Source organism: Sphingomonas sp., from assembly GCF_036388215.1.
Taxonomy (GTDB): domain Bacteria; phylum Pseudomonadota; class Alphaproteobacteria; order Sphingomonadales; family Sphingomonadaceae; genus Sphingomonas.
In genome coordinates, this window is record NZ_DASVSH010000030.1 from 225,078 (window position 1) to 249,763 (window position 24,686).

At 64.3% G+C, this 24,686-nt stretch carries 27 protein-coding genes; 14 read left to right on the forward strand and 13 right to left on the reverse strand.

What is annotated here, in order from left to right; all coding sequences use genetic code 11:
• Positions 1-42 precede the first annotated feature (42 nt).
• On the reverse strand, positions 43-522 hold the full coding sequence (locus tag VF617_RS12150) for an RNA pyrophosphohydrolase (protein ID WP_331015149.1): 480 nt from the start codon (positions 520-522) through the stop codon (positions 43-45).
• A gap of 250 nt (positions 523-772) precedes the next feature.
• On the opposite strand from VF617_RS12150, the gene VF617_RS12155 reads away from it, so the two are divergent.
• The 5 genes from VF617_RS12155 to VF617_RS12175 all read left to right on the forward strand — a co-directional run bounded on the left by VF617_RS12155 (position 773) and on the right by VF617_RS12175 (position 6,486).
• Entirely contained in the window at positions 773-2,716 is a 1,944-nt protein-coding gene (locus VF617_RS12155; protein ID WP_331015150.1) for a 2-oxoacid:acceptor oxidoreductase subunit alpha, read from the forward strand.
• 14 nt (positions 2,717-2,730) lie between these two features.
• Positions 2,731-2,940, forward strand: coding sequence for a hypothetical protein (locus VF617_RS12160; protein WP_331015151.1), 210 nt, complete (start codon positions 2,731-2,733; stop codon positions 2,938-2,940).
• A 15-nt stretch (positions 2,941-2,955) separates the two neighbouring features.
• On the forward strand, positions 2,956-3,984 hold the full coding sequence (locus VF617_RS12165) for a 2-oxoacid:ferredoxin oxidoreductase subunit beta (protein ID WP_331015152.1): 1,029 nt from the start codon (positions 2,956-2,958) through the stop codon (positions 3,982-3,984).
• A gap of 100 nt (positions 3,985-4,084) precedes the next feature.
• The gene (locus VF617_RS12170) at positions 4,085-5,296 is read left to right on the forward strand and encodes a cyclopropane-fatty-acyl-phospholipid synthase family protein (protein WP_331015153.1); all 1,212 of its coding nucleotides are present in this window, start codon (positions 4,085-4,087) and stop codon (positions 5,294-5,296) included.
• Positions 5,296-6,486: a serine hydrolase domain-containing protein gene (locus VF617_RS12175; RefSeq protein ID WP_331015154.1), complete on the forward strand. Its 1,191-nt coding sequence runs from the start codon at positions 5,296-5,298 to the stop codon at positions 6,484-6,486. The genes VF617_RS12170 and VF617_RS12175 overlap by 1 nt, the downstream gene beginning before the upstream one ends.
• Positions 6,487-6,512: 26 nt before the next feature.
• Here VF617_RS12175 and VF617_RS12180 read toward each other — a convergent pair whose 3' ends face one another.
• Both VF617_RS12180 and purF read right to left on the reverse strand, forming a co-directional pair.
• Complete coding sequence (locus VF617_RS12180; RefSeq protein ID WP_331015155.1) at positions 6,513-7,223, reverse strand: SDR family NAD(P)-dependent oxidoreductase; 711 nt, start codon at positions 7,221-7,223, stop codon at positions 6,513-6,515.
• Between the two features lie 23 nt (positions 7,224-7,246).
• Positions 7,247-8,704 (reverse strand): amidophosphoribosyltransferase, encoded by a 1,458-nt coding sequence (gene purF, locus VF617_RS12185; RefSeq protein ID WP_331015156.1) that lies wholly within the window; start codon positions 8,702-8,704, stop codon positions 7,247-7,249.
• A 128-nt stretch (positions 8,705-8,832) separates the two neighbouring features.
• Between purF and VF617_RS12190 the strand changes: the two genes are divergently transcribed.
• From VF617_RS12190 to VF617_RS12210, 5 genes are all read left to right on the forward strand, one after another.
• The gene (locus VF617_RS12190; protein WP_331015157.1) at positions 8,833-9,081 is read left to right on the forward strand and encodes a DUF7218 family protein; all 249 of its coding nucleotides are present in this window, start codon (positions 8,833-8,835) and stop codon (positions 9,079-9,081) included.
• A gap of 31 nt (positions 9,082-9,112) precedes the next feature.
• Entirely contained in the window at positions 9,113-9,472 is a 360-nt protein-coding gene (gene hisI / locus VF617_RS12195) for a phosphoribosyl-AMP cyclohydrolase (RefSeq protein WP_331015158.1), read from the forward strand.
• Positions 9,469-9,957, forward strand: a complete 489-nt coding sequence (locus VF617_RS12200) for a hypothetical protein (RefSeq protein WP_331015159.1) — start codon at positions 9,469-9,471, stop codon at positions 9,955-9,957. The genes hisI and VF617_RS12200 overlap by 4 nt, the downstream gene beginning before the upstream one ends.
• A gap of 169 nt (positions 9,958-10,126) precedes the next feature.
• Positions 10,127-10,549, forward strand: a complete 423-nt coding sequence (locus tag VF617_RS12205; RefSeq protein ID WP_331015160.1) for a MerR family DNA-binding transcriptional regulator — start codon at positions 10,127-10,129, stop codon at positions 10,547-10,549.
• Between the two features lie 9 nt (positions 10,550-10,558).
• Entirely contained in the window at positions 10,559-12,361 is a 1,803-nt protein-coding gene (locus tag VF617_RS12210; RefSeq protein WP_331015161.1) for an acyl-CoA dehydrogenase C-terminal domain-containing protein, read from the forward strand.
• Positions 12,362-12,367: 6 nt separating this feature from the next.
• Here the strand turns inward: VF617_RS12210 and VF617_RS12215 are convergent, their stop codons facing one another.
• The 5 genes from VF617_RS12215 to VF617_RS12235 form a co-directional block, all read right to left on the reverse strand.
• Entirely contained in the window at positions 12,368-13,555 is a 1,188-nt protein-coding gene (locus VF617_RS12215; RefSeq protein WP_331015162.1) for a sensor histidine kinase, read from the reverse strand.
• 82 nt (positions 13,556-13,637) lie between these two features.
• Positions 13,638-14,999, reverse strand: coding sequence for a cell wall hydrolase (locus VF617_RS12220; protein WP_331015163.1), 1,362 nt, complete (start codon positions 14,997-14,999; stop codon positions 13,638-13,640).
• 263 nt (positions 15,000-15,262) lie between these two features.
• Positions 15,263-15,592, reverse strand: coding sequence for a hypothetical protein (locus tag VF617_RS12225; protein WP_331015164.1), 330 nt, complete (start codon positions 15,590-15,592; stop codon positions 15,263-15,265).
• A 79-nt stretch (positions 15,593-15,671) separates the two neighbouring features.
• Complete coding sequence (cysK, locus tag VF617_RS12230) at positions 15,672-16,592, reverse strand: cysteine synthase A (protein WP_331015165.1); 921 nt, start codon at positions 16,590-16,592, stop codon at positions 15,672-15,674.
• Positions 16,589-17,911, reverse strand: coding sequence for an MFS transporter (locus VF617_RS12235; protein ID WP_331015166.1), 1,323 nt, complete (start codon positions 17,909-17,911; stop codon positions 16,589-16,591). The genes cysK and VF617_RS12235 overlap by 4 nt, the downstream gene beginning before the upstream one ends.
• A gap of 152 nt (positions 17,912-18,063) precedes the next feature.
• Here VF617_RS12235 and VF617_RS12240 point away from each other — a divergent pair, with 152 nt between their 5' ends.
• Positions 18,064-18,420, forward strand: a complete 357-nt coding sequence (locus tag VF617_RS12240; protein ID WP_331015167.1) for a WYL domain-containing protein — start codon at positions 18,064-18,066, stop codon at positions 18,418-18,420.
• A 50-nt stretch (positions 18,421-18,470) separates the two neighbouring features.
• Here VF617_RS12240 and VF617_RS12245 read toward each other — a convergent pair whose 3' ends face one another.
• Positions 18,471-19,022, reverse strand: a complete 552-nt coding sequence (locus VF617_RS12245) for a glycine zipper 2TM domain-containing protein (RefSeq protein WP_331015168.1) — start codon at positions 19,020-19,022, stop codon at positions 18,471-18,473.
• A gap of 75 nt (positions 19,023-19,097) precedes the next feature.
• Here VF617_RS12245 and VF617_RS12250 point away from each other — a divergent pair, with 75 nt between their 5' ends.
• Positions 19,098-20,084 (forward strand): L-lactate dehydrogenase, encoded by a 987-nt coding sequence (locus tag VF617_RS12250; protein ID WP_331015169.1) that lies wholly within the window; start codon positions 19,098-19,100, stop codon positions 20,082-20,084.
• Positions 20,085-20,271: 187 nt separating this feature from the next.
• On the opposite strand, the gene VF617_RS12255 is transcribed toward VF617_RS12250, so the two are convergent.
• Together VF617_RS12255 and VF617_RS12260 are read right to left on the reverse strand one after the other, a co-directional pair.
• A complete protein-coding gene (locus VF617_RS12255) occupies positions 20,272-20,697 on the reverse strand; it encodes a type II toxin-antitoxin system VapC family toxin (protein ID WP_331015170.1) in 426 nt (141 codons plus the stop codon).
• Positions 20,694-20,933: a type II toxin-antitoxin system prevent-host-death family antitoxin gene (locus tag VF617_RS12260; protein ID WP_331015171.1), complete on the reverse strand. Its 240-nt coding sequence runs from the start codon at positions 20,931-20,933 to the stop codon at positions 20,694-20,696. The genes VF617_RS12255 and VF617_RS12260 overlap by 4 nt, the downstream gene beginning before the upstream one ends.
• A gap of 133 nt (positions 20,934-21,066) precedes the next feature.
• Here VF617_RS12260 and VF617_RS12265 point away from each other — a divergent pair, with 133 nt between their 5' ends.
• Positions 21,067-21,462 (forward strand): hypothetical protein, encoded by a 396-nt coding sequence (locus VF617_RS12265; protein ID WP_331015172.1) that lies wholly within the window; start codon positions 21,067-21,069, stop codon positions 21,460-21,462.
• Between the two features lie 62 nt (positions 21,463-21,524).
• Here VF617_RS12265 and VF617_RS12270 read toward each other — a convergent pair whose 3' ends face one another.
• Complete coding sequence (locus VF617_RS12270) at positions 21,525-21,971, reverse strand: endonuclease domain-containing protein (RefSeq protein ID WP_331015173.1); 447 nt, start codon at positions 21,969-21,971, stop codon at positions 21,525-21,527.
• Between the two features lie 87 nt (positions 21,972-22,058).
• Positions 22,059-24,371 (reverse strand): ATP-dependent helicase, encoded by a 2,313-nt coding sequence (locus VF617_RS12275; RefSeq protein ID WP_331015174.1) that lies wholly within the window; start codon positions 24,369-24,371, stop codon positions 22,059-22,061.
• Positions 24,372-24,442: 71 nt separating this feature from the next.
• Between VF617_RS12275 and VF617_RS12280 the strand changes: the two genes are divergently transcribed.
• Complete coding sequence (locus tag VF617_RS12280) at positions 24,443-24,622, forward strand: hypothetical protein (RefSeq protein WP_331015175.1); 180 nt, start codon at positions 24,443-24,445, stop codon at positions 24,620-24,622.
• Positions 24,623-24,686: the final 64 nt, after the last annotated feature.

The following is a 24,686-nucleotide window of genomic DNA, read 5'->3' on the forward strand; positions in this document are numbered from 1 at the left end:
TGCCCCCCATTAATCTGATAAATGGGGCGCGAAAAGAGCTTTTCAGGCGAGATGCTCGGCGAAGATGCTCAGCAACTGCTTGTAGAGATCGCGTTTGAACGGGACGATCAGCTCGGGAAGGTCCTCCGACGCGGCCCAGCGCCACGCGCGGAATTCCGGCTCGGCCGTCTGGATATTCACGTCGCCGTCCGTCCCCAGGAAGCGGAACAGGAACCAGCGCTGCCGTTGGCCGCGCCATTTGCCGTTCCAAACCTTGGCAACGAGATCGTCCGGCAGGTCGTAGAAGAGTTCGTCCGGGGCGGAGGCCACCAATTCGACCAGTTCGCGCTTCACGCCGGTCTCTTCCCAAAGCTCCCGATAGGCGGCCGCAAGCGAATCCTCGCCCGGATTGATCCCGCCCTGCGGCATCTGCCACGCCTCCAGCACCGAATCGAGCCGCTGGCCGACGAACACCTGGCCATCCGCGTTGATCAGCATGACGCCCGCGCAGGGGCGATAGGGCAGGGAGGATGGGTCGGTCATATTCTTCTCGCTCCCCTCCCTGGAAGGGAGGGGCTGGGGGGTGGGTTGGGTCCGGGCGATACGGATAGCCTGGTCTTGGCATCGCCCTAACGCGAACACTCGACCCACCCCCTAACCCCTCCCTTCCAGGGAGGGGAATAGCCTTCCTCAAAGCAAGCGTTGCAACAGGCCAGCATTTTTCTACCTTGGGCTTGGCGCGTGTGGGGCGTAGAGCGGTGTCAACGATATAGAACCGCAGGAACATCCGGCCATGGCTACCGCCGCCCATCAGCTGACGCCCGAAGAAGCGTCGGCCAATCCTCTGTCCGAGGCAGTCGTCGTCCGCTTCGCGGGGGATTCAGGCGACGGCATGCAGCTTACCGGCGGCCAGTTCACGCTCTCCACCGCCCTGGCCGGTAACGATCTGGCGACCTTCCCCGATTTCCCCGCCGAGATCCGCGCGCCGCAGGGCACGCTGTTCGGCGTATCCGCCTTCCAGATCAATTTCGGCTCGACTTCGATCGAGACCGCGGGGGACCAGCCCGACGTGCTCGTCGCGATGAACCCCGCGGCGCTCAAGACCAATGTCGATGCGCTGAAGCCCGGCGGGCTGATCATCGCCGATCAGGGCGAATTTGGGCAGCGCAACCTCGACAAGGCCAAATACACGAGTAACCCGCTGGAGGATGATAGCCTGGGCAAATGGCAATTGCTCAAGCTCGATATCTCCGCGCTGACCGTCGAGGCGGTGAAACCCTTCGGTCTGGGCAACAAGGAAGCGCTGCGCTGCAAGAACATGTGGACGCTGGGGCTGGCGCTCTGGATGTTCGATCGTGACCGCGCGCCGCTGATCGACTGGCTCAAGACCAAATTCGCCAAGAAGCCCGAACTTGCCGAAGCCAATATCGCCGCGCTCAATGCCGGCCATGCCTATGGCGAAACCGCCGAGCTGGGCGCGATGGGCATATCGCAGCGCAATGTCTCCGCCGCGCCGGCCGAGCCGGGGCTGTATCGCACCGTGACCGGCGCGGATTCGATCTCGCTGGGGCTGGTGGCGGGTGCGCAGCTCGCCGGGCTGCCGATGTTCTTCGGCGGCTATCCGATCACTCCGGCCTCCGCCATTCTCCACGCGCTTTCGCGCTACAAGGAATATGGCGTCACCACCTTCCAGGCCGAGGACGAGATCGCCGCGATCGCCTCCGCGCTCGGCGCGGCCTATGCCGGATCGCTGGGCGTCACTTCGTCCTCCGGGCCCGGCATCGCGCTCAAGGGCGAAGCGATGGGTCTGGCGATCATGACCGAATTGCCGCTCGTCATCATCAATTCGCAACGCGGCGGGCCTTCGACCGGGCTTCCCACGAAGACCGAGCAATCCGATCTTTATCAGGCGGTCTACGGCCGCAATGGCGATGCGCCGATGCCGGTACTAGCGACCCGCTCGGCCGCCGATTGCTTCGATGTCGCAATCGAAGCGGTGCGCATCGCGACGCAATATATGACCCCGGTGATGATCCTGACCGACGGCTATATCGCCAACGCGGCGGAGCCCTGGAAGGTGCCCGACATGAGCACCTACAAGCCATTCCCGGTGACGCATCACACCGAGCGGCCGGCCGAGGGCGAGAAATTCCTGCCCTATGCCCGCAACGAGAAATTGAAGCGGCCGTGGGTGAAGCCCGGCACGCCGGGGCTGCTTCACCGTATCGGCGGGATCGAGAAGGCGGTCGATACCGGCAATCTCGATTATTCGCCGCGCAACCACCAGGCGATGACCGATATCCGCCGCGACAAGGTGCTGGGGATCGACATTCCCGACCAGGAAGTGGAAGTGGGACAGGCGGGCGGCAAGCTGGTCGTCGTCGGCTGGGGATCGACCTATGGCCCGATCACCACCGCCGTGCGCCGCGCGCGCGCCAAGGGCGTGGACGTCAGTCACATCCACATCCGGCACATCTGGCCGCTGCCGAAGAATCTGGGCGATTTGCTGAGAAGTTACGAGCACATCCTAGTGCCGGAAATGAACACCGGCCAGTTGAAAACCTTGCTGCGCGACCAATATCTCCTCAACGCGGTCCCTCTGAACAAGGTATCGGGCCAGCCCTTTACGATTGCGGAAATCGAAGCCGCGATCGGGCGGCATCTTGGCAGAGACCGGGCGGAAGAACTCGGCCCCGACAACACCCAGCTTCCGAGCACCGAAGCTGTAAACCCCTGATTGCGAGACCCGCCATGGTGAAATACGTCTACAAAGAGAAAAGCTTGGCGGTAGATTACCAGGCGGCGGCGAACGAGCAGGTTAGCGTCGAAGACGCTACCGCGATGGCGCTCATTGATATTGCGAGCGCTTTGAAAAGCTTAGCGGGCTCCGGTAATTCGATTCGGATGGAATTTGAAGAAGTGTCTGCGTCACTTAATTCTATTCGGCAGTCGGTGGGCTGAGCGAGAGGCTTTGAAATGAACGAACTAACCACCATCAAGCCCAGCACCCCCAAGGACTGGGAAACCGACCAGGAAGTCCGCTGGTGTCCCGGCTGCGGGGACTATGCGATCCTTAAGGCCGTGCAGCGGACAATGCCCGAGATCGGCGGGACGCCCGAGAACACGGTGTTCGTCAGCGGGATCGGCTGCTCGTCGCGCTTTCCCTATTACATGGAAACCTATGGCTTCCACACGATCCACGGCCGCGCGCCGGCGGTGGCGACCGGAGTCAAGCTCGCCAATCCCGAGCTCGACGTGTGGATCATCACCGGCGATGGCGACGGGCTGTCGATCGGCGGCAACCATACGATGCACCTGCTGCGGAGGAACCTGAACTGTCAGGTGCTGCTGTTCAACAACGAGATTTACGGGCTGACGAAGGGCCAATATTCGCCGACCAGTCGCGAGGGCACCCGCAGCCCTTCCACGCCGTTCGGATCGGTGGATCACCCCGCCAAGCCGTGCGCCTTCGCGCTGGGGTCGGGGGGGCGGTTCATTGCGCGCGGGATCGACGTGCACAAGAATTTGCCCGGCGTATTGAAGGCCGCGCACGCGCATCAGGGCACGGCATTCGTGGAGATCTTCCAGAACTGCATCGTCTATAATGACGAGGTGTTCGAGCCCTTCACCGCCAAGCCGAATGCGCAGGCCAACCAGATGTGGGTCACGCATGGCGAGCCCCTGGTTTTCGCCGGCGGCACCAGAGGGCTAGCGCTCGATACGGACACGCTGACGCTGAAGGTGATCGACGTGGTGGATGGCGACACTTCGGGCGTGCTGGTCCACAACCAGACCAACCGGGCAATCGCGCATATGCTGGTGGAAATGCCCTTCGGCCCGTTCCCAATGGCATTGGGCGTGATTTATGACGACCCCGCGCCGACCTTCGAAAGCGCGATCACCGCGCAGAACAAGGCTGCGGCGGAGGGCAAGGTTCCCGATCTGCAGAAGCTGGTCGCCAAGGGCCAGACCTGGATGGTGGACAAGCAGCCGCACGCGATTTGAGTCTGAATCACGCAAAGCCGGCGGCCACCAGGCCTTCTTTGCGGCTTTGCGTGAGCCGGAATCGCTTGCCCGCGCCCCGGCAGCGTGCATGTAAGACCGCATGAACGCGCCGTTTCCGGGGGACAGACGAGCGACGGGGCGGGGATCGATCCTCGCGCCGGTGATGCTGCGCATGATTGATCGCATCGATACCGGGATCGACAAGGGCAGCATCCATTTGACGCTTCCGGATCGCACCCAGCGGCTGATCGGCAGTCGCGGCGACGGGCCCAACGCTATCGTCGATCTCCGCAGCTGGCGCGCGCTGGTGCGGCTGGCGCTCAGCGGCTCGGGCGGCTGGTATGAGGCTTGGGAAAAGGGCGAATGGGCCAGCCCCGATCCCGTGCAGATCTTCGCCGTGTTTAGCCTGAACCGCGCCTCGCTGGCGCGGCCGGCGCGGGCCACCGGGCCGTGGAAGCAGGTCCGCCGCCTTGCCCATTGGCTCCATCGCAACAGCCGCCGCGGCTCCCGCCGCAACATCCATTTCCATTACGATCTGGGCAACGATTTCTACGCGCAGTGGCTGGATGCGGGCATGACCTATTCCAGCGCGATGTTCACGGCCCCCGGCCAGTCGCTCCAAGACGCGCAGGCCGCCAAGCTTGGGGCAATCCTCGATCGGACAGCCACCAGGCCTGGCGACACGATCCTGGAGATCGGCTGCGGATGGGGCTCGTTCGCCGAGGCGGCGCTCGACGCCGGGCGCGAAGTCCACGGGATAACGCTCTCAAGCGAACAACTCACTTATGCCGCGGCACGCAATCCCAAGGGCGAATTCAGCCTGGTGGATTATCGCGACGTGACGGGAACGTACGATGCGGTCGTCAGCATCGAAATGGCGGAGGCGGTGGGCCGGGAATTCTGGCCTCACTATCTTTCCGCGATCGCGCGCGCGCTCAAGCCGGGCGGCCGCGCCGCGCTCCAGATCATCATATTCGACGATGCGCTGTTCGCGGACTATGCCGCGAACGTCGATTTCATCCAGACCTATATCTTCCCCGGCGGCTTGCTCATCTCCGAAGGCGCGTTCCGCGCGCTGGCCGCGCAGAACGGGCTGGAATGGCGGGATCAAGTCAATTTCGGCGCCAGCTATGCCGAGACATGCCGGCAGTGGCGCGAGAATTTCGACGCGGCGGCGGCCGCGGGCAGGCTGCCGAAACAATTCGACGCGCATTTCATCGCATTGTGGCGCTATTACCTGATGTATTGCGAAGGCGGATTCAGAGGCGGCGGTATCGACGTCGCCCAGGTCACGCTGCTGAAGGAGGGATGATGTTCAAGGCCTGGATGCTGCCGCTGGCGTTGTTGTCGAGCGGGACCGCGATTGCTCAAACCGCCGCCAATGCGCCGGTCGTCTCGCCGGACGTCAAGCCGAACGCCCAGGACAATGCGGGTTTACGCAAGGTCGGCGCCGAGGTGCTGTTCTGGAGCCAGGCCCAGCGCGACGCCAATTTCCCGCACATGGAGAAGATCTTCCCCGGCCATATCGCCAAGGCGGGGAAGAAGGTCCGCCGGCTTCCCCAAGGCAAGCAGCTCGCCATTCCGGAGAGCGAGATCGAGAGCTTTCTCGATGCCCAGAATGTGGGCGGCCTGATCGTGCTCAAGAATGGCAGGATCGTACTGGAGCGCTATGCGCGCGGCTATGGCGCGCAAGGGCGCTGGACGAGCTTCTCGGTCGCCAAGTCGTTCACTTCAACCCTCGTCGGCGCGGCGATCAGGGACGGCTTTATCAAGTCGGTCGATGAACCGGTGACCAAGTATATCCCCGAGCTGGTCGGCAGCGGTTATGACGGGGTGAGCATCGCCCAGCTTCTTACGATGACCTCGGGCGTGAAGTGGAACGAGGATTATACTTCGCCCACATCCGACGTGGCGCGCATGTTCATCGAGCCGGTGCCCGCCGGCGTGGACCCCACCGTTCACTATATGAAAAAGCTCCCGCGCGAGTTCGCACCCGGCAGCAAGTGGGTCTACAAGACCGGCGAGACCAACCTAATCGGCGTGCTCGTCATGCGCGCCACGAAGCGCCCGCTGGCGACCTATCTCAGCCAGAAGATCTGGTCCAAGGGGATGGAGCAGGATGCCTTCTGGATGACCGACCCAAGCGGGAACGAAGTCAGCGGCTGCTGCCTGTCGGTCTCGCTGCGCGATTATGCCCGCCTGGGACAGTTCGCGTTGGAAGGCGGCAAGGGCGTCGTGCCCGCGCACTGGTTCGCCGAGGCGACTCGCAGCCACGCCGATGTCGGTCCGCCCGGATCTGGCTATGGCTATGGCTATCAATGGTGGACCTATCCCAACGGCCGCATCGGCGCGCAGGGCATTTTCGGCCAGACCATCCGCATCGATCCGAAAGCGAAAGTGGTGATCGTAATCTCCGCCGCCGCGCCCAAGGCGACCGACCAGGCCTATGGCAAGGCGCGGACGGCGTTTCTGGAGAAGCTGTTCGCGGCTGCTGCAAACTGAAAGCCGTCATTGTCAGTGGCGAGGGTTTACTCCACCCGCTCGAAATGCCCGGTCTCGAAGCCTGCGGTCATCAGCGCCGCGATGCGCTCCGCCACCACCTGCGGAGCCTTCACGCTCTCCGGATTTTCACCCGGAAATGCCCGTGCGCGCATCTTGGTGCGCGTCGCGCCGGGATCGACCACGGCGGTGCGTATGCCCGAGATGTGGCGGACCTCCTCGCCATAGCTGAGCAGCAGATTCTCGAACGCCGCTTTCGAAGCGCCATAGCTGCTCCAATAGGCCCGCGGAATTCGCCCGACGCTGGAGGTCAGCCCGATCACCTTCGCCCCCGAAGCCTTGCGCAGCATCGGGTCGAACGCGGCCAACATGGCCGCCTGGGCGGTGACGTTGAGTGTCAGGACCTTGGCGAATTCCTTGAAGTCGATGGCGCCGACGGTACTGAGCGAGCCCAGGGTGGCGGCGTTGAGCACCAGCATGTCGAGCGCATCCCAGCGCTCGCCAATCGCCGCGGCCAGCCGCGCGATGCTCTCATTCTCGGTGAGGTCCATCGGGGCGATCGTCGCGCTGCCGCCGGCCGCGTCGATCGCTTCTTCGACTTCCTCCAGCCCGCCCGCCGTCCGCGCGGTAAGGATCACGTGCGCGCCGGCCCGGCCCAGGGCGATGGCCGTCGCCGCGCCGATGCCCCGGCTTGCCCCGGTTACTAGTGCGAGCTTGTTGGCAAGGGGCTTGTCGGTCACGCTATTCTCCGCGGGGATACAGGTCAGCCGACCCGTTCCTCCAGAAGCGCGAATTGGTCAACCGGGGCAAGCTCGTCCTGGTCGGTCAGTGTGGTCGGATAGTCGCCGGTGAAGCACGCATCGCAATAATGCGGATGGATGTCCGCGCGGCGCGCTTCGCCCAGCGCCTTGTACAGCCCGTCGATCGTGACGAAAGCCAGGCTGTCGGCATGGATGAAGTCGGTCATGCCGGCCACGTCATGCTTGGCCGCGAGCAGCTTCGCGCGTTCGGGCGTATCCACGCCGTAGAAGCAGCTATGCCGTGTGGGCGGACTGGCGATGCGCATATGCACCTCCGCCGCCCCGGCTTCGCGCATCATCTGCACGATCTTGAGGCTGGTCGTGCCCCGCACGATCGAATCATCGACCAGCACGACTCGCTTGCCCTTGATCAGCTCGCGATTGGCATTGTGCTTGAGCTTGACGCCAAGGTGCCGGACCTTGTCGCCCGGCTGGATGAACGTGCGTCCGACATAATGCGAGCGGATGATGCCAAGCTCGAACGGGATGCCGCTCTGCTGGGCATAGCCGATTGCGGCCGGGACGCCCGAATCGGGGACGGGTACGATCAGGTCGGCATCGATCGGCGCTTCGATCGCAAGCTGGGCGCCGATCGCCTTGCGCACCGAATAGACCGAGCGATCCTCGCTCATCGAATCAGGGCGCGAGAAATAGACATATTCGAAGATGCACGGCCGCGGCGACTGCGGCGCGAAAGGCTTGTGCGACGAGATTTCGCCATTCTGCACGATCACGAGTTCGCCCGGCTCGACATCGCGCACATATTCGGCCCCGACCACGTCGAGCGCCACGGTCTCGGACGCGAAGATCACCGCATCGTCGAGCTTGCCCATGACAAGCGGCCGGATGCCCAGCGGATCGCGGCAGGCGATCATGCCCTCCGGAGTCATCACCACCAGCGAATAGGCGCCCTCGACGCGCTTCAACGCATCGATGAAGCGGTCCATCAGCGTGCGATATTGCGAAGTCGCCACGAGGTGGATGATCACTTCGGTATCACTGGTAGATTGGAAGATCGCGCCGCGGCGGACGAGATCGCGCCGCAGCCGCGCGGCATTCGAGATATTGCCGTTATGCGCTACCGCGAAGCCGCCCGAGGCAAGCTCCGCATAAAGCGGCTGGACGTTGCGAATCGCGGTTTCGCCCGTGGTCGAATAGCGGACGTGCCCGCAAGCGGTGCTGCCGTGGAGCGCGCGAATGACTTCGTCGCGGTCGAAATTGCCCGCGACATGCCCCATCGCCCGGTGCGTGTGAAACTGGTGGCCGTCCCAACTGGTGATGCCCGCAGCCTCCTGGCCACGGTGCTGGAGCGCATGTAGCCCCAGCGCGACGAGCGCCGCCGCGCCCTCCATGCCGGATACGCCAAACACGCCGCACTCTTCGCGCAGCTTGTCGTCTTCAAATGGATGTGTGGTCAGCATCGTCCCTCAAAGGGTTCGGTGTCGTCGCTGGCCCTATAGGCGGTCCGCCGTGCTTTGTCGCCCGTTCGTCATAAAGAAATGAACCGCGCCGCTTTCCGCTGGTTTTTCAGCGGATAAGGAGACGAGTGATGGCCAAGGACCATGGACCCCAGATCAAGAACGACAAGCTCTATGAGGAGCTCCGCAAGGATGGCGCCTCCAAGGAGAAGGCCGCGAGAATCGCCAATGCGAAGGAAGCGGGCACACTCGATCACAAGGGCACGCGGCTGGACGATCGCAGCAAGTCCGAGCTTGAAGGCGAAGCCCGGGAGATCGGCATCGAGGGGCGCTCGACAATGGACAAGGACGAGCTGGTCGAGGCGATTCGCGAGCATTGAGGCCGCGGCCCGCTCGCACTAAAGCAGGGGCGTGACCGATAATCGCGACACGAGCCTGACGCTCGACCCCAGATACGATGCCGCCGGGCTGATCACGGCGGTCGCCACCGACATATCGGGAGCGTTGCTCATGGTCGCGCACATGAATGCTGAAGCCTTGGCCGAGACCCTGGAGTCGGGCGATGCCACCTTCTGGTCGCGCAGCCGCAATCGCCTGTGGAAAAAGGGCGAGACATCGGGGCACGTGCTCAAAGTCCGCGAAGTCCGCATCGATTGCGACCAGGACGCGATCTGGCTCAAATGCGAGCCGCTCGGCCCCGCCTGTCACACGGGCGAGGCAAGTTGCTTCTATCGCTTGGTCGAGGGTAATCGGCTGGTCCGCGACGCATGAGGGCGCTCGCGCTGCTCCTGGTGCTTGAGGCCTGCTCCGGCCAACAAGCGGCAAAGGACCAGGCTCCACAGGATCTGGAGAAAGCCGCAATCGAGCGCGGCCTGGTCCGCAATCCCCAGGATAGCGACATCGCCGGACTCTATTCGCGCGACACCGATCGCATCTGCATCGTCCCCAGCACCATCGGCTACAGGATCGGTGCATTCGTCGATTATGGCGACGGGATCACCTGCAGCGGCACGGGCACCGCGAGCAGGGCGGGGGAGACGCTTCGTATCGAGCTGGGCGCCGACAAGGCGTGCGGGTTCGACGCCAAGTTCGATGGCGAGAAGATCACCTTGCCCGGCGCCCTGCCCGAGGGCTGCACCAAGCTGTGCAATCGCCGCGCCTCATATGCGGGACTCGAAGTCTCTCGCTTGAGCGAATCCGTGGCCGAAGCCGCCGCGATGCGGGATACAAGCGGCAAGCGTCTGTGCGCAGATTAATTCCCCTCCCTGCAAGGGAGGGGCTAGGGGTGGGTGGACTGCTCGCGATACGGCTCGGCCAGTTGCCGCCTAGCCGTATTTCCTGGACGCGACCCACCCCCCGCCCCTCCCTTTCAGGGAGGGGAGTCCTTACTTGACGTTCACGTAAAGGTAAGGTAGGCGATGCGCTATGCTCGATGCAGCCTTTCTCCAGGCCCTTGCGCCGATCGAACCACGATCGGACCGCGACTCCTTTTCGATTTCCGATCTCTGCGCGGAGTTCGGCGTCACGCCGCGCGCGCTGCGCTTTTACGAGGACGAGGGTCTGATCGGCCCCGAGCGCCGCGGCACCCAACGCATCTATTCGCATCGCGACCGCGCCCGGCTTGCCTGGATTCTCCGCGGCAAGCGCGTCGGCTTCAGCCTGGGCGAGATCAAGGAGATGATCGATCTCTACGATGTCGGAGATGGCCGCAGCACCCAGAAGCAAGTCACGCTCGAGCGCTGCGAAGATCGCATCCGCCTGCTCGAAGAGCAGAAGCACGATATCGACGCGCACATCGCCGAGCTCCAGCAATTCGTCGGACTGCTAAAAAGCAGCCATAGTCTTTGAGGATCTGAAATGCCGCAATACACACCGCCCGTGCGCGATACGCGCTTCATCCTCGATTCGGTGATCGGGCTCGATCGCTATGCCAGCCTGCCCGGTTTCCAGAATGCGACGCCGGACATGGTGGATGCCGTGCTGGAACAAGGCGGCAAGTTCGTCGCGGAAGTGTTGTTCCCGATCAACCATTCGGGTGACCAGCAGGGCTGCACCCGCCATGACGATGGCAGCGTGACCACGCCGGACGGCTATAAGGAGGCGTACAACCAGTTCGTCGAAAGCGGCTGGGGCACGCTGAGCGCGCCCGAGCAGTTCGGCGGGCAGGGGATGCCCCACGTCATCTCCACGGCATTCCAGGAATATATGATCTCCGCGAATATGGCCTTCGCCATGTATCCGGGCCTCACCCACGGCGCGATCGCGTCGTTGCTGGTCAAGGGCACGCCCGAGCAGCAGGAGAAATACGTCCCCAAGATGGTCTCCGGCGAGTGGGGTGGCACGATGAACCTGACCGAGCCGCAATGCGGAACCGACCTCGGCCTGATCCGCACGCGCGCGGAGCCCAATGCGGACGGGTCCTATTCGATCACCGGCACCAAGATCTTCATCTCGTCGGGCGAGCACGACCTGACCAGCAACATCATCCATCTGGTGCTGGCCAAGACTCCCGGCGCGCCGGAGAGCAGCAAGGGCATATCGCTGTTCGTCGTGCCCAAGTTCCTGGTCAATGACGATGGATCGCTGGGCGAGCGCAATCCGGTCACTTGCGGCTCGATCGAGCACAAGATGGGCATCCATTCGAACTCGACCTGCGTGATGAATTACGATGGCGCTAAGGGCTGGCTGGTCGGGGAGGAGATGAAGGGCCTCGCCGCGATGTTCATCATGATGAATGCCGCTCGCCTCGGTGTCGGCCTCCAGGGTCTCGGCATCGGCGAAGTCGCGTTGCAGAACGCCGTCCAATATGCCGAGGATCGCCGCCAGGGGCGCGCGCTCACGGGGCCCCAGGAACCCGGGGAAAAGGCCGACACGTTGTTCGTGCACCCCGACGTCCGCCGCATGCTGATGGAGGGCAAGGCGCTGACCGAGGGGCTGCGGGCGCTTTGCCTGTGGGCCGCGCTCCAGGTCGATCTTGAGCATGCCGCCGTCACCGAGGAGGAGCGCCAGCTCGCCGCCGATCTGGTCGGGCTGCTTACTCCGGTCATCAAGGGTGTCGGCACCGATATCGGCTACCGCGTCGCGACCGACAGCCAGCAGGTCTATGGCGGCCACGGCTACATTGCCGAATGGGGCATGGAGCAATATGTCCGCGATGCGCGCATCGCGATGATCTACGAAGGCACCAATGGCGTGCAGGCCATGGACCTGGTCGGCCGCAAGCTCGCTTCGAATGGCGGCCGCGCGGTACAGGCGCTGTTCCGCGTGGTGACCGAGGAACTGACGACCGCGAAAGGCGACGAGAAGCTGAAGGACTTCGCGGCGGGTCTGGAAAAGGCGCTGGGTCATCTCCAGGGCGCGACGATGTGGCTTGCGACCAACGGCTTCAAGAACCCCAATCATGTCGGCGCGGGGGCATATCCCTATATGCAGCTCACCGGCACCGTCGCGCTCGGCCTGATGTGGCTGCGCATGGCCACGGCTGCCGCGGCCAAGCTGACCGAGGGCGCGGAGAATGCGAAGTTCTACGAAGCCAAGCTGATCACCGCGCGCTTCTACGCGGAACGCTTCTTCCCCGAAGCCGGCGGGCTCCGCCGCAAGATCGAAGCCGGGAGCGATACGGTGATGGCGCTGGATCCGGAGATGTTCCGGGCGGCTTGAGACGCGTCAGCCGGAGAGCCGGGCCAGCGAGAGGTCCAATTCTATCTTCAACCCGCTTGGCGCCCAGTGCATCTCCACCTTGCCGGCAAACTGCGCGGCGACAGTGCGCTTGATGAGCGTAGTGCCGAAGCCGCCAGTTTCGGGCTCGGCGAGAATTGCGGGGCCGCCACTTTCTTCCCAGGTCAGGATCACGCGGCCCCCCTCGCGGCGCCAGCCGATCGCGATGCGACCGGCAGGAGTCCCCAGCGCGCCATATTTGATGGCGTTGGTCGCCAGCTCGAGGATCAGCAGCGCGATGCCGTTGATCGCGTGATCACCGCAGGAAATCTCCGGCCCGTCGAGCACGAAGCGATGCTCGCCAAGCTCGGTAACGTCATGCGCCCTCACCACAGCCAAGATCAGGTCGGCCAGTGCGAGTGGAGGCCCCACGCCGATGTCGGAAGCCTTGCGGCGGACCAGCGCATGCGCTTCGGCGAGCGCGTGGATTCGGCCCGAAAGCGCCTCCGCCGTCGCCGCGGGCGATTCTGCGGTCCGGGCCGTGACGCGGATCATGCCCTCGGTCATCGCGAAGATATTCTTGAGCCGGTGACTCATTTCTCTAGCCAGCGTCTCCTGCTCGTCGAGAGCGAGGCGCAGACGCAGCTCCTTGGCCTGGGCCCGCATCGCCAGGCCGACAAAGTCCGCCAGCTGCCGGGTGACGCGCGAATGTTCAGTAGTGAATTGCCCGTTATATTCTCCGACTACCCACAGGGTGCCAGCCGGTTCGTCGGGCTCAATGTAGAGGGGCACGAGAAGGACCTCGGGGATGACCAAATTCTCGGCCGCGATCCATTCATAGAACCGCTCGGGATTTTTGGAAAGCACAGTGCCGCAGCGATCGAGCGTCACGCCGCACGGGCTATGGTTGCGCGGCGTCGTCGCGTCCTCGAAGGGCGCGAGCATGCCGGTAAGGTGCCGCCAGCGGAACACGCCCGGCGCCGGCTGCGACTCGTATAAGCTCAGCCCCGCCGACGTTGCGCCGGTAAGAGTCATCGCCAGTTCAACGAATTTAGGCAGCACTTCCTCGGGCGCGGCGGCCATGCGGCTCGCCAATTCCTGGAGCGCCGCGGCTTCGCGCTGATAGTCCACTGGCCGGTCCAGTCGCACGCTAAGTTCTTCGGTGATGTAGAGATCATCCGGAGGCGATACACGCATAGCGAGATCTGGCTGGGTGCTCACGTAACGAAGCTATCAGTAAACTACTGGCCAAGCGAATCGTTACGCGTGCGGCCAACTCTCACTTCTTGGTGGGCACAGCCGCCGGAGTCGCCTTGGCAACCGGCAGCGTCAGCGTAGTCTGCGACTTGCCGGGAGCAGGGCCCGGCTCCTTGCGCCTCACGCCCGCAAGCGGTGCCGGCAGCTTCCCGTCCCCTGCACTAGCGGGCGCAGCCCCCGACGGCGGCGTAACTGGCGGCTGCGCCCGCATGCATTGCACCGGGCTGGGCCGTTTGAATTGCTGGCAGTTCCACAGCGCCTTGGCGAAGCCCTGGCTCTGATCGCGCAGATAGCTGAATGACATCGCCGATACCTGGGTGCTGCTAAGCGGCAGCTTGGCCGGCGTCAGGCGCGGATCGGCCCAGGCCATGAACTTGCAATAGGGCCGCTCGCCGCAGGTGCGGATCGCGAGCGCCGCGAAGGCGTCGGCGGTCATGCCTTTGGGCAGAGTGAGCATGAAATTGCTCGATTCGCCAACGCCGTCGGCCGCGGCCATCGGAGCGGGCATGGCGCTAGCGGGGATCGTCGCGGGATCCACGATCACGCCGCTTGAGGTATCGTCCGCTTCGGGCAGAGGGGCCGACGGGTCGCCGTAATGGGCTGAGGAGAGCCGCGACATCTTGGGCACGTTCGGCTCGGTGCCAGCATAGCCGCGGCCAAAGGCGGGCGGCGTCCCCCACCAGCCGGCCCAGCGGAAGAAAAGGTGCGTGTGCACTTCGGTGATCTTCTCCAGGCTCGCGCTCCAATAGGGCACGACCCAATCGGTATGGTAATGCGTGGCGTGGCCCACCGGGGCGTAAACCGACCCGCTGAGCGCGAGCCGGGCGACGTAGCGCGCGCGCTCCCATGCCGCCGCTCGCGGTATCCAACGCACCATCGCGCCGTCGCAAGTGAAGCTGAACTGGCAGCCGGTGGAGCGCTCCTGTCCCTGGAAAATGACGCCGCAGATCGATTTGGGAAAGGCGGGATGCCGCATCCGATTGATGATCACCTGCGCGACCGCGCGTTGCCCCACCGCATCGTCGCCCGCTTCGTAAAATACTGCCGCCGCGAGGCAATCCACGGCGCGCGCCTGCGTTTCCGGCGAGCCCGAAATCCGGAACGCCCGCGCTGCCGGATTGGGAAGGTTCGAAAAGGGTATGGTGGCGTTGATCGATCGGGCGTCCTCCGGGGCGACTTGCTGGATCAGCACCGGCTCGACCGCTGGTAGCTCGGTCTTCGGCACCACGCGCTTGGAGATCACCACGTGCGGACGCTTGTGCTGCGGAACGCGCGGCGTGGTGATCACGAGCGCTACGGGCACGGCGATCGCGACGAGCGCGATGAGTGCAAGAATGATCTGTAGCGGGAAAGGGACGCGCCAATGGGATTCGAGGGCTGGCAAAAATGGCTCCATGCGCGGGGGTGGCCGCCCTTAACGCAGAACCGGCGTACATGGAACCGTGACGGCGGCGGAACGCATTGCATGCACGCCCGCTGGAGCGTTGCGATGTAGCATTTCAGATGTTGGCTGGCGCGGTCGGCAGCGCCCGTCCGCTCTATGACAAGCTTAATCATGAAAGGGGTGCCCGCCCAACGTCGCTGCCTTTCCGCAGGATCGGCGCTCGTTCCTGGCCTGACTTTTACTAACCTTTCGCGCGATCCGGCTCAGCTCGGCCAGAACCCCGTTGCTTCGCACATGTCCCAATGATCCGCCGCGCCGAGCTTGCAGGCAGCGCTTGTCGCGCCAGCGGCGCACAGCTTCACTTCGCGCTGGAAACGCTTGTAGCAGCTTTCGGGGCGAGCCGGAGGTGCGGGGGAAGGGGCCGCGACGGCTTCAGGAATCACATGGACCTCGGGCACGGCCGCGACCGCGGCTTTCACCGCGTCCCGCGCCTCCGCGGCGCTGGGCATGTTCTTGCCGTTCTCGCCAAAGGCGAGCGGCCACGCCAAAAAGATCGCCAGCATGACGCTGACGCAGATCATTGCGTTACGCACGTGAGTGTTCCCCCCGGAATCCCGCGTTTATCCCCGACTCGCAAACACTAACGTGAATCAAGAATGAATGTCGAGTCGGTTAACTCTCCGGAAGGAAGTCCGGAACGCTCAAATAGCGCTCACCTGTATCATAATTGAACCCCAGCACCCGCGAGCCCGCCGGAAGCTCGGCCAGCTTTTGCTGAATCGCAGCCAGAGTCGCCCCCGAAGAGATGCCGACGAGCATACCTTCCTCGCGCGCTGCGCGGCGGGCCATCTCCTTGGCCGCGCCGGCATCGACCTTGATCACGCCATCGATCGCATCGGTGTGGAGGTTACGCGGGACGAAGCCCGCACCGATGCCCTGGATGGGGTGCGGGCCGGGCTGTCCGCCCGAAATGACCGGCGAAAGCTCCGGCTCGACGGCATAGACCTTCAGGCCGGGCCAGCTCTTCTTGAGGGTTTCGGCCACGCCGGTGATATGGCCGCCGGTGCCCACGCCGGTGATGATCGCGTCGGGCGGGCCATCGGCGAAGTCTTTCAATATCTCCTGCGCGGTGGTGCGAGTGTGAACTTCGATATTCGCCGGGTTCTCGAATTGCTGGGGCATCCAGGCGCCCGGAGTGGATGCGACGATCTCCATCGCCCGCTCGATCGCGCCCTTCATGCCCTTTTCCCTCGGCGTCAGGTCGAAGGTCGCGCCATAGGCCAGCATCAGCCGGCGGCGCTCGATCGACATGCTTTCGGGCATGACGAGCACGAGCTTGTGACCCTTCACCGCGGCGACCATCGCCAGCCCTACGCCCGTGTTGCCGCTGGTCGGCTCGACGATCGTGCCGCCGGGCTGAAGGCTGCCGTCAGCCTCCGCCGCTTCGACCATGGCAAGAGCGATGCGGTCCTTGATCGAGCCGCCGGGGTTCGAGCGCTCGGACTTGATCCACACCTCGGCATCGGGGAACAGCTTGCTCACCCGGATGTGCGGAGTGTTGCCGATCGTATCGAGGATCGTATTGGCCTTCATGTCGTCATCTCCCTGGGAGGAATTTCTAGATTGGCCGGAGGTTCGAAGGTACGCGCTCGCCTCAGCTCCGGAAATAGCTTGGCCCATAGTATCGTGACAAGGATCGCGCCGATCCCGCCACCCACTACTGCGGCGACCGGCCCGATCGCTGCGGCAAGGAACCCGGACTCGGCCTCGCCCAATTCGTTTGAGCCCGAGATAAACAGAGTGGAGACCGCGCCGACGCGCCCCCGCATCTCGTCAGGCGTGTAGAGCTGGATCAGCGACTGGCGGACATATACCGAGACCATGTCCGCCGCGCCGAGCACGAACAAGGCCAGGAGCGCGAGCAAGACGGCAGGGGCCAGGTCATGTCCGATCGCGGAGGGCCCCAGGATGGGCAACAGCAACGGCGCGCTCAGCCCGAAGACCGCAGTGGCCAGTCCGAACACAACGACCGCTGCGAGCATCTTGACCCCGACATTCGTCTTGAGCGGCCGCCAGGCGAAAAAGGCCGCAATCGTCACTGCCCCGATTGCGGGCGCCGCGCGCAGATGCCCCAACCCCTCCGACCCCACCTGGAGAATGTCGCGGGCGTAGACCGGCAGCATCGCGGTGGCCCCGCCAAGCAGCACCGCGAACAGGTCCAGCGAAATCGCGCCTAGCACCAGCCGGTTGCGGCGGACATAATGCAGCCCGTCGATCATTTGAGCCCAGGGGCTGCCGCTCGCGTTCCGGGCGGGAGGGGGAACCGGGCCGATCAGGAACAGCATCAACAGCGCGAACAGGAACAAGCCGCCAGAGACGGCATAAGGCAGCCAGTCCATCGCGGCATAAAGATAGCCGCCCAAGGCGGGACCGATAACGCTGCCGGTCTGCCAGGAAAGCGCGCTGAGCGCGATCGCGGTGGGCAGGACGGCCTTGGGCACCAGATTGGGGGCGAGCGCCCCCAGCGCCGGGCTGGCGAACGCCCGCGCCACGCCGAGCAATGCCGCGATGCCGAAGAGGGCGGGCAGGGTGACGGCATCGGTATAGGTCAGCCAGAACAGGCTGAGTGCGCAAAATGCCTCCAGCGCCACCGCGCCCCGCGCGATCCAGCGCCGATCGATGCGATCGGCGATCCACCCGGCATATAGCGACAATATGAGCAGGGGCAGGAACTGGGCGACGCCGATCAGGCCGAGCTGGAATGCCGCTTCCCGCACGCTCATCGTCTCGCGCGCGATATCGTATACCTGCCAGCCGATGACGATCACCATCGCCATCTGCCCGAGCGTGGTGGAAAGCCGGGCTAGCCAATAGAAGCGGAAGTTCGGAATAGTGAACGGGTGGGGGGCCATGCGGCCTATTGGCGCTTCCGCCACCGCATCGCAACGAGGATTGGCGACGGGCGAGGCCAAACATGGCTTTATGAGCAGCTTTGAAACAGGGCGGCTCGAAAAGCTTGCACGCCCCCTTGCTGCATCGCAGCATAATCTCCATAACATGGAGTATGAGTTCAGATAGCGCTACGGCAATCGACGGCCCAAGCGGGCCTACGGCGACGATCCTCGAGGCGATCGTGCGGATGCGGTGCGTCTCCGCCACCTACAACCGCAAGCGCATGATCCTGGCGCCGCACATCCTCTATTTTCGGGGCGGAGGGCTTTATACCGATGCGCTGGTGGTCTCGCGCGAGAACATGCTGCCGCGCGAGGCCAAGATCGGCACATTCAAGCTGGATGGCCTGAGCGAGCTGGCGATCACCCAGCGAAGCTTCGGGCCCAGCGACCTGTTCGATCCCGAACTGGATAAATATGCCGGCGCGGTGATGGCGATCGACCCGTCGCACGAGGCCGTCGCGGCCTGACAAGCGAAGGGCGCCGCCGCGCGAAGCGGCGACGCCCCCCCTCATCATCCTTAGCGGCAGCGCACTTCCTGGTTGCGTTCAACCGAAGTGCCCAGCGCACCGCCGGCAACCGCGCCCAGCAATGTGCCAAGCGTGCGCGAACGCCCGCTCGTGACGACGTTGCCGAACAAGCCGCCGGCAGCCGCACCGACGATGAGACCCGTCGTGCCGTCGTTGCGCTTGCAATAATAGCGGCCGTCATTGCCGCGATAGACGCGGTCGTCCTGAGTCAGGACGCGCTCGCGATAGTTCGGGCCGGTACGGTAATCGCGCGCGGGATCGTAGAATTCGTCGTCGCGCGGATCGTTGTAAGCCGAGCCGCCCGGGCCACCTGGACGCCCATCGCGCCAATCGCCGCCGCCACGCGAACGCGACTGGCGATACCGCTCCACCGCGGCTTGATAGGCCTGATATTCGCTGTCGAACCGGCGCTGGGCCGCATCGAAGCGCGACTCCTCGTCCTGCCCCTGAGCATAGCGGGCGCCGCCCGATTGCGCCGCAGCGGGCGCGGCGACGGTGAGCGTGGCCGCGGCGATCGCGGCTAGGCATGTAAAGGTCTTCATTGGTCTCTCCTCTGATCCTGCCCGTGGATACGAGCGGGGACCCGGAAACGTTCCAGCAATGCGCGTGAAGCGGACGTGAACGTGGCGAGCGTGCTAAGGGCGTGCGCTATTCACCCGAGGAGCAAGTTCATCAAACACCAGCGTATCGTCATCATCGGGGCAGGGCATGTCGGAGCCAGCGCGGCCTATGCGCTGATGCTCCGCGCGCTTTTCCGCGAAATCGTGCTGATCGACAGCGACCCGGCGCTGGCTCAGGCTGAGGCCGCCGACCTGCAAGACGCCAATGCGCTGGCCCGTCCCGCGAGGATCTGGGCGGGCGAGTATGCCGACGCTGCGGGGGCTGGCATCGCCGTCATCACTGCGGGGGCGGCCACGCATGGGGACGAATCCCGGCTTTCAGTGGCGGGGCGCAGCGCCAAGATCGTGGAGACATGCGTCGATGCGCTGATGGCGGCGGGCTTTGACGGCATCCTGCTGGTGGCCTCAAACCCGGTGGATTTGATGGCGCAGGTCGCGATGCGGCGCTCGGGGTTGGACGCGGCCCGCGTGATCGGCACGGGGACGCTGCTCGACAGCAACCGGCTGCGCCAGGCGCTCGCGGCAAGGCTCGATGTCGCACCGGGGGCGATCCATGCGCAGGTGCTGGGTGAGCATGGCGACAGCGAAGTCGCGGCCTTTTCGGGCGTGCGCGTGGGTGGGATGCCGCTGGAGGCGTTCGCGCCGGGAGGGGTGGACCGCGACGAGGTGGCGAAGGAAGTGCGCACGGCGGCCTATGCGATCGTCGGGGGCAAGGGATATACGAGCTGGGGCGTGGCGACGGCCGTCGTGCGGATCTGCGAGGCGCTGGTGCGCGGCGAGCATGCCGTGCTGCCGGTATCGACGCTGCTGACCGGGGAGTTCGGGATCGAGGGCGTGTATCTGAGCCTGCCGTGCGTGCTGGGCGCGAGCGGAGTGGAGCGCGTGTTGACCCCCGAGCTGGATGCGGACGAAATGACGGCGCTCAGGGCTTCGGCGGAGGTGCTGAGAGCGGCGGGTGAGGGGCTTGAGGGGGCGGAAGTTTAGGCGAAGTTTAGGCCAATGCGCGGTTTCGGCGGTGGCCCGCGCGGAGCGCGATTCCGCTGAAGGTCACGCAAAGGTTACGCCAATGGCGCGTTTTGCGGTGTGGCTGGTGGCTGCGACGGTTCAAAGAGCGGTCCGGAGACCGGATCAGCCAAGCCGAGGAAATCCTACATTGCAAGGGGTTTGAGCTTCAGATGGGCTCGACGGGGATACCGAGGTGGAGCGCCGCATTTGCCATGGTCGCGTCGAGAGTTACCAGCGTCAGACCAGCGCTTTCGGCTATCGCGATGTGCAGCGCGTCGCCCGCGCGGAGCCCGAGGTCGGGACGGTCGCACATGCGGGCTGCCGTTTCGAAATGTTCGGGATTGACCGCGATGTCGGCGAGGCTGGCATCACGGAATTTGCGCCAGCTGTTCCAAGTAGAGAGGCGGTCTTCCATGCTGAACGCGCCGGTGCGGACCTTGATCGAAAGCGCGCTCGACACTTCCGTCGTGGTCCAGCCGCTGCACAGGATCGGTTCGTCGGAATGGTCATCCAGCCAGCGCCAGAGGCGCTCGCTATGCTCCTCCCGCGTGATGGCAGCGACCGCCGCCGAAGCATCGAGATAATATATCAATAGCCGCTGTCACGCATCTTGCGAATCAGATCGCCGGCGCTTTCGTGCTGATAGGGCGTCTTATTGGCGGCAAGGCGAAGCGCCGCGACATCGACGGGCCTCTTCTGAGGGTTTGCAGGCGTAAGCCGCGCGACAGGCCTTCCGCGGCGGACGATCTCTATGCTCTCGCCAGCCTCGACTCGATCGACGATCTCGCTGAGGCGCGCCTTGGCGTCGGCTAGATTGATGCGTTCCATGGCGGGGCGGGCTCCTGACTAGTTTGGTGACTATATCAGGTGTGCAGCGCGTGAGGAAGACCGGAGCATTGTTGATCGCTCCTCATGTTCGAACTACCTCCAAGACATGGCGCACCTTATTTTAGCTGCAAGCTTGGCGTTCAATCTCGTTTGCACGGGCGTTCGCACAGAGACTCACGACGATGGAAGGCAAGAGAAATTGCCTTACACGCATGTCTATCGCGTCGATCCTTCCAGGATGCTCTATTGTCTTGATCGATGCACTGAGATCCATCGGATCGAATACATCAACGAGGGACGCTATCAGTTTCAGCTTCTCGTCAAAAAAGCGGACGGGCGCACATTCAGTATGACCGACGCGTATATCGCGGCCACCGGACAACACGAAGGCTCGCGGCGCGTCTATAAGGGACCGTCACTCGGATCGTCCTACAGCAATACATTCACCTACGAGGGGCAGTGTGAAAAAAGAAGCGCCACAGCGATACCGCCGTTGCGTCCTGCGGAGCGATCCGAAATCGACGAGTAGTGAGCCGACGTACTGGTTGCAATCTTCCCTCTCTCCGCTTGCGGGGAGAGGGTGGCTGAGTGTTAGCGAGGCCGGGAGAGGGGGCTGTTCGAGACGGCGCGGTTGAAGCTGTATGCCCCTCTCCCTTCCGCCGACTTTGTCGGCTCCCTCCCTCTCCCCGCAAGCGGAGAGAGGGAAATTGCCTTGCTAATGTCATGTAGCACGCCGTCTAAGTTGCTCATTACGTCGCTGTTGGTGAAGCGGAGGACGCGGAAGCCTTCGTTTTCCAGGAAAGCGGTACGGCGGGCGTCGTACTCTTCCTGGGTGGCGTGGGTGTCGCCGTCTACTTCGATCGCCAGCATTGCGGTGCGGCTGGTGAAGTCGATAATGTAGTGGCCGAGGACGGTCTGGAAGCGGAACTTGGTGGCTTCGAAGCGCTTGGCGCGGAGATGGTACCAGAGGCGGGCTTCGGGCGGGGTGGGATTGGCGCGCATTTCTCGGGCGCGGCGGAGGAGTTCTGGGTCACGCATTCGGTGTGTCCTCCCTTGTTCCTGCCCCCTCTCCCGACCTCGCTTCGCTCGGCCACCCTCTCCCCGTAAGCGGAGAGAGGGGAAGGGCTATTCTCCAACACTCACGAACGAATCCATAACCCGCTTTCGCCCGGCGCTTTCGAAATCGATCTCCAGCTTATTCCCCTCGATCTCGGCGATTTCGCCATATCCAAACTTCTGGTGGAACACGCGTAGCCCGACCGACAGGTCCGCGCGCGGCTTGGCGCCGACGCTGATCGCGCTGGCCTTGCCTTCAAGGACGCGGGGGGCTTCGCGGGTGAAGGTTCGAGTGGTGAAGCTGCCGCCCGGGTTCTTGGGATCGAAGCCAGCCGCGCGCTGCCAGCCGGGGCCTCGGCCGGTGCCGCGTCCGACATCTGCGAAGGGGTCGGCGCGGTCGCTCCAGTTTGCCTGCCACAGGCTCGCCCCGCCGCTCATCGTGCTTTCCTCGGCGATGTGCTCCCTGGGGAGTTCGGCGATGAAACGGGAGGGCAGGCTGCTGGTCCATTGGCCGTAGATGCGGCGGTTGGCGGCGTGGAGGATCGTCGCAGCTCTGCGCGCGCGAGTGATCGCGACATAGGCCAGGCGGCGTTCCTCCTCGAGGCTGGCGAGGCCGCCTTCGTCGAGCGCGCGCTGCGAGGGGAAGATGCCTTCCTCCCAGCCGGCGAGGAATACGGTGTCGAACTCCAGGCCCTTGGCTGCGTGGATGGTCATGATGGTGACCTTGGCCTCATCGGCGTTGCTCTCATTGTCCATGACGAGGCTGACATGCTCGAGGAACGCAGTGAGGCTTTCATATTCCTCCATCGCGCGCACGAGTTCGTTGAGGTTTTCGAGGCGGCCTGCGGCCTCCGCGGTGCGGTCGGCTTGCCACATCGCGGTGTAGCCGCTCTCGTCGAGGATGATGCGGGCGAGCTCTGGGTGGGGGAGGGTGTCGCCCATGGCGCGCCAGCGGGCGATATCGCCCACCAGGTTGCCGAGGGAGCGGCGGGCCTGGGGAGTCAGCTCGTCGGTGTCGAGAATGCGGGCGGAGGCGGTGGTCAGGGGGATGCCCTCCGCGCGGGCATATTGGTGGACTTTTGCGAGGGCCTTGTCGCCCAGGCCGCGTTTGGGGGTGTTGACGATGCGCTCGAAGGCAAGGTCGTCCGAGGGCTGCGCGACGACACGGAGATAGGCGAGCGCGTCGCGGATTTCGGCGCGCTCATAGAAGCGGAAGCCGCCGATGATGCGATAGGGCAGGCCGATCGAAATGAAGCGCTCTTCGAACTCGCGGGTCTGGTGCTGGGCGCGGACGAGGATCGCGGTGTCGTCGAGACTGAGGCCGCCGCGCTGCGCGCCTTCGATCTCTTCGCCTACTCTGCGCGCCTCTTCGGGGCCGTCCCAGATGCCGAGCACCTTGACCTTTTCGCCCTCGGGCTTGTCCGTCCACAGCGTCTTGCCGAGGCGGCCGCCATTGTTGGCGATCACGCCCGATGCGGCGGCGAGGATGTGGGGCGTGGAGCGGTAATTCTGTTCGAGCTTGATGACCTTGGCGCCGGGGAAATCCTTGTCGAATTTGAGGATGTTTTCGACCAAGGCGCCGCGCCACGAATAGATCGACTGATCGTCGTCGCCGACGCAGCAGAGGTTGCGGCGCTCCTGCGCGAGGAGGCGCAGCCAGAGATACTGGACGGCGTTGGTATCCTGATATTCATCGACCAATATGTAGCGGAAGCGCTGCTGGTAGAGCTCGAGCACGTCGCGGTGGGTCTTGAGGATGACGAGCATGTGGAGGAGGAGGTCGCCGAAATCGCAGGCGTTGAGCGTGCGCAGGCGGTCCTGATACTGCTGGTAGAGCGACTGGCCCTTGCCGTTGGCATATTGCTCGGACTCGCCCGCGCCGATCTCCGCGGGAGTCAGGCCCTTGTTCTTCCACTGATCGATCAGGCCGGCGAGCGCCCTGGCGGGCCAGCGCTTCTCGTCCAAATCGTTGGCGGTGATGAGCTGCTTGAGGAGCCGCAGCTGATCGTCGGTGTCGAGGATGGTGAAGTTCGCTTGCAGCCCGACCAGCTCGGCATGGCGGCGCAGCATCTTCGCGCCGATCGCGTGGAAGGTGCCGAGCCAAGGCATGCCCTCCACCGCCTGGCCGACATGGCGGCCGACGCGATCCTTCATCTCGCGCGCGGCCTTGTTGGTGAAGGTGACGGCGAGCAGCTCGGACGGGTATGCCTTGCGGGTCCAGAGCAGGTGCGCGAGGCGCGCGGTGAGCGCGGCGGTCTTGCCGGTGCCGGCCCCCGCCAGGACGAGCACGGGGCCCTCGGTGGTGAGCACGGCTTCGCGCTGGGGCGGATTGAGGCCCTGGATATAGGGCGGATCGTCTGGCGTGGGCGCGGGGAGACTCATTGTGAACAGTTAGGGAACGGGGGGCTGCGGAGCAAGTTGCGCGTGACGCTTTGCTCGCGCTAGGAGGGCGCATGAACTGGCGCAACCGGAAGACGAGGATCGCAATCGTGCTGGCGTTCGCAGTACTGGCGGCATTCGTCGCGTGGCGGACGAGCACGCCAGTGGAAGCGGGGAACTGCCAGGCGGGGCGCGAGGAAGTAAAGGACGCCAGCGGCAAGGTGGTGGAGATCAGGCGGCACGAATGCGGCTGATTTCCCGGTCGCGACGCCATTGGCGCTTCATTCGTCTCCGCGGGCTGGTTAGCGTTGACGTTAA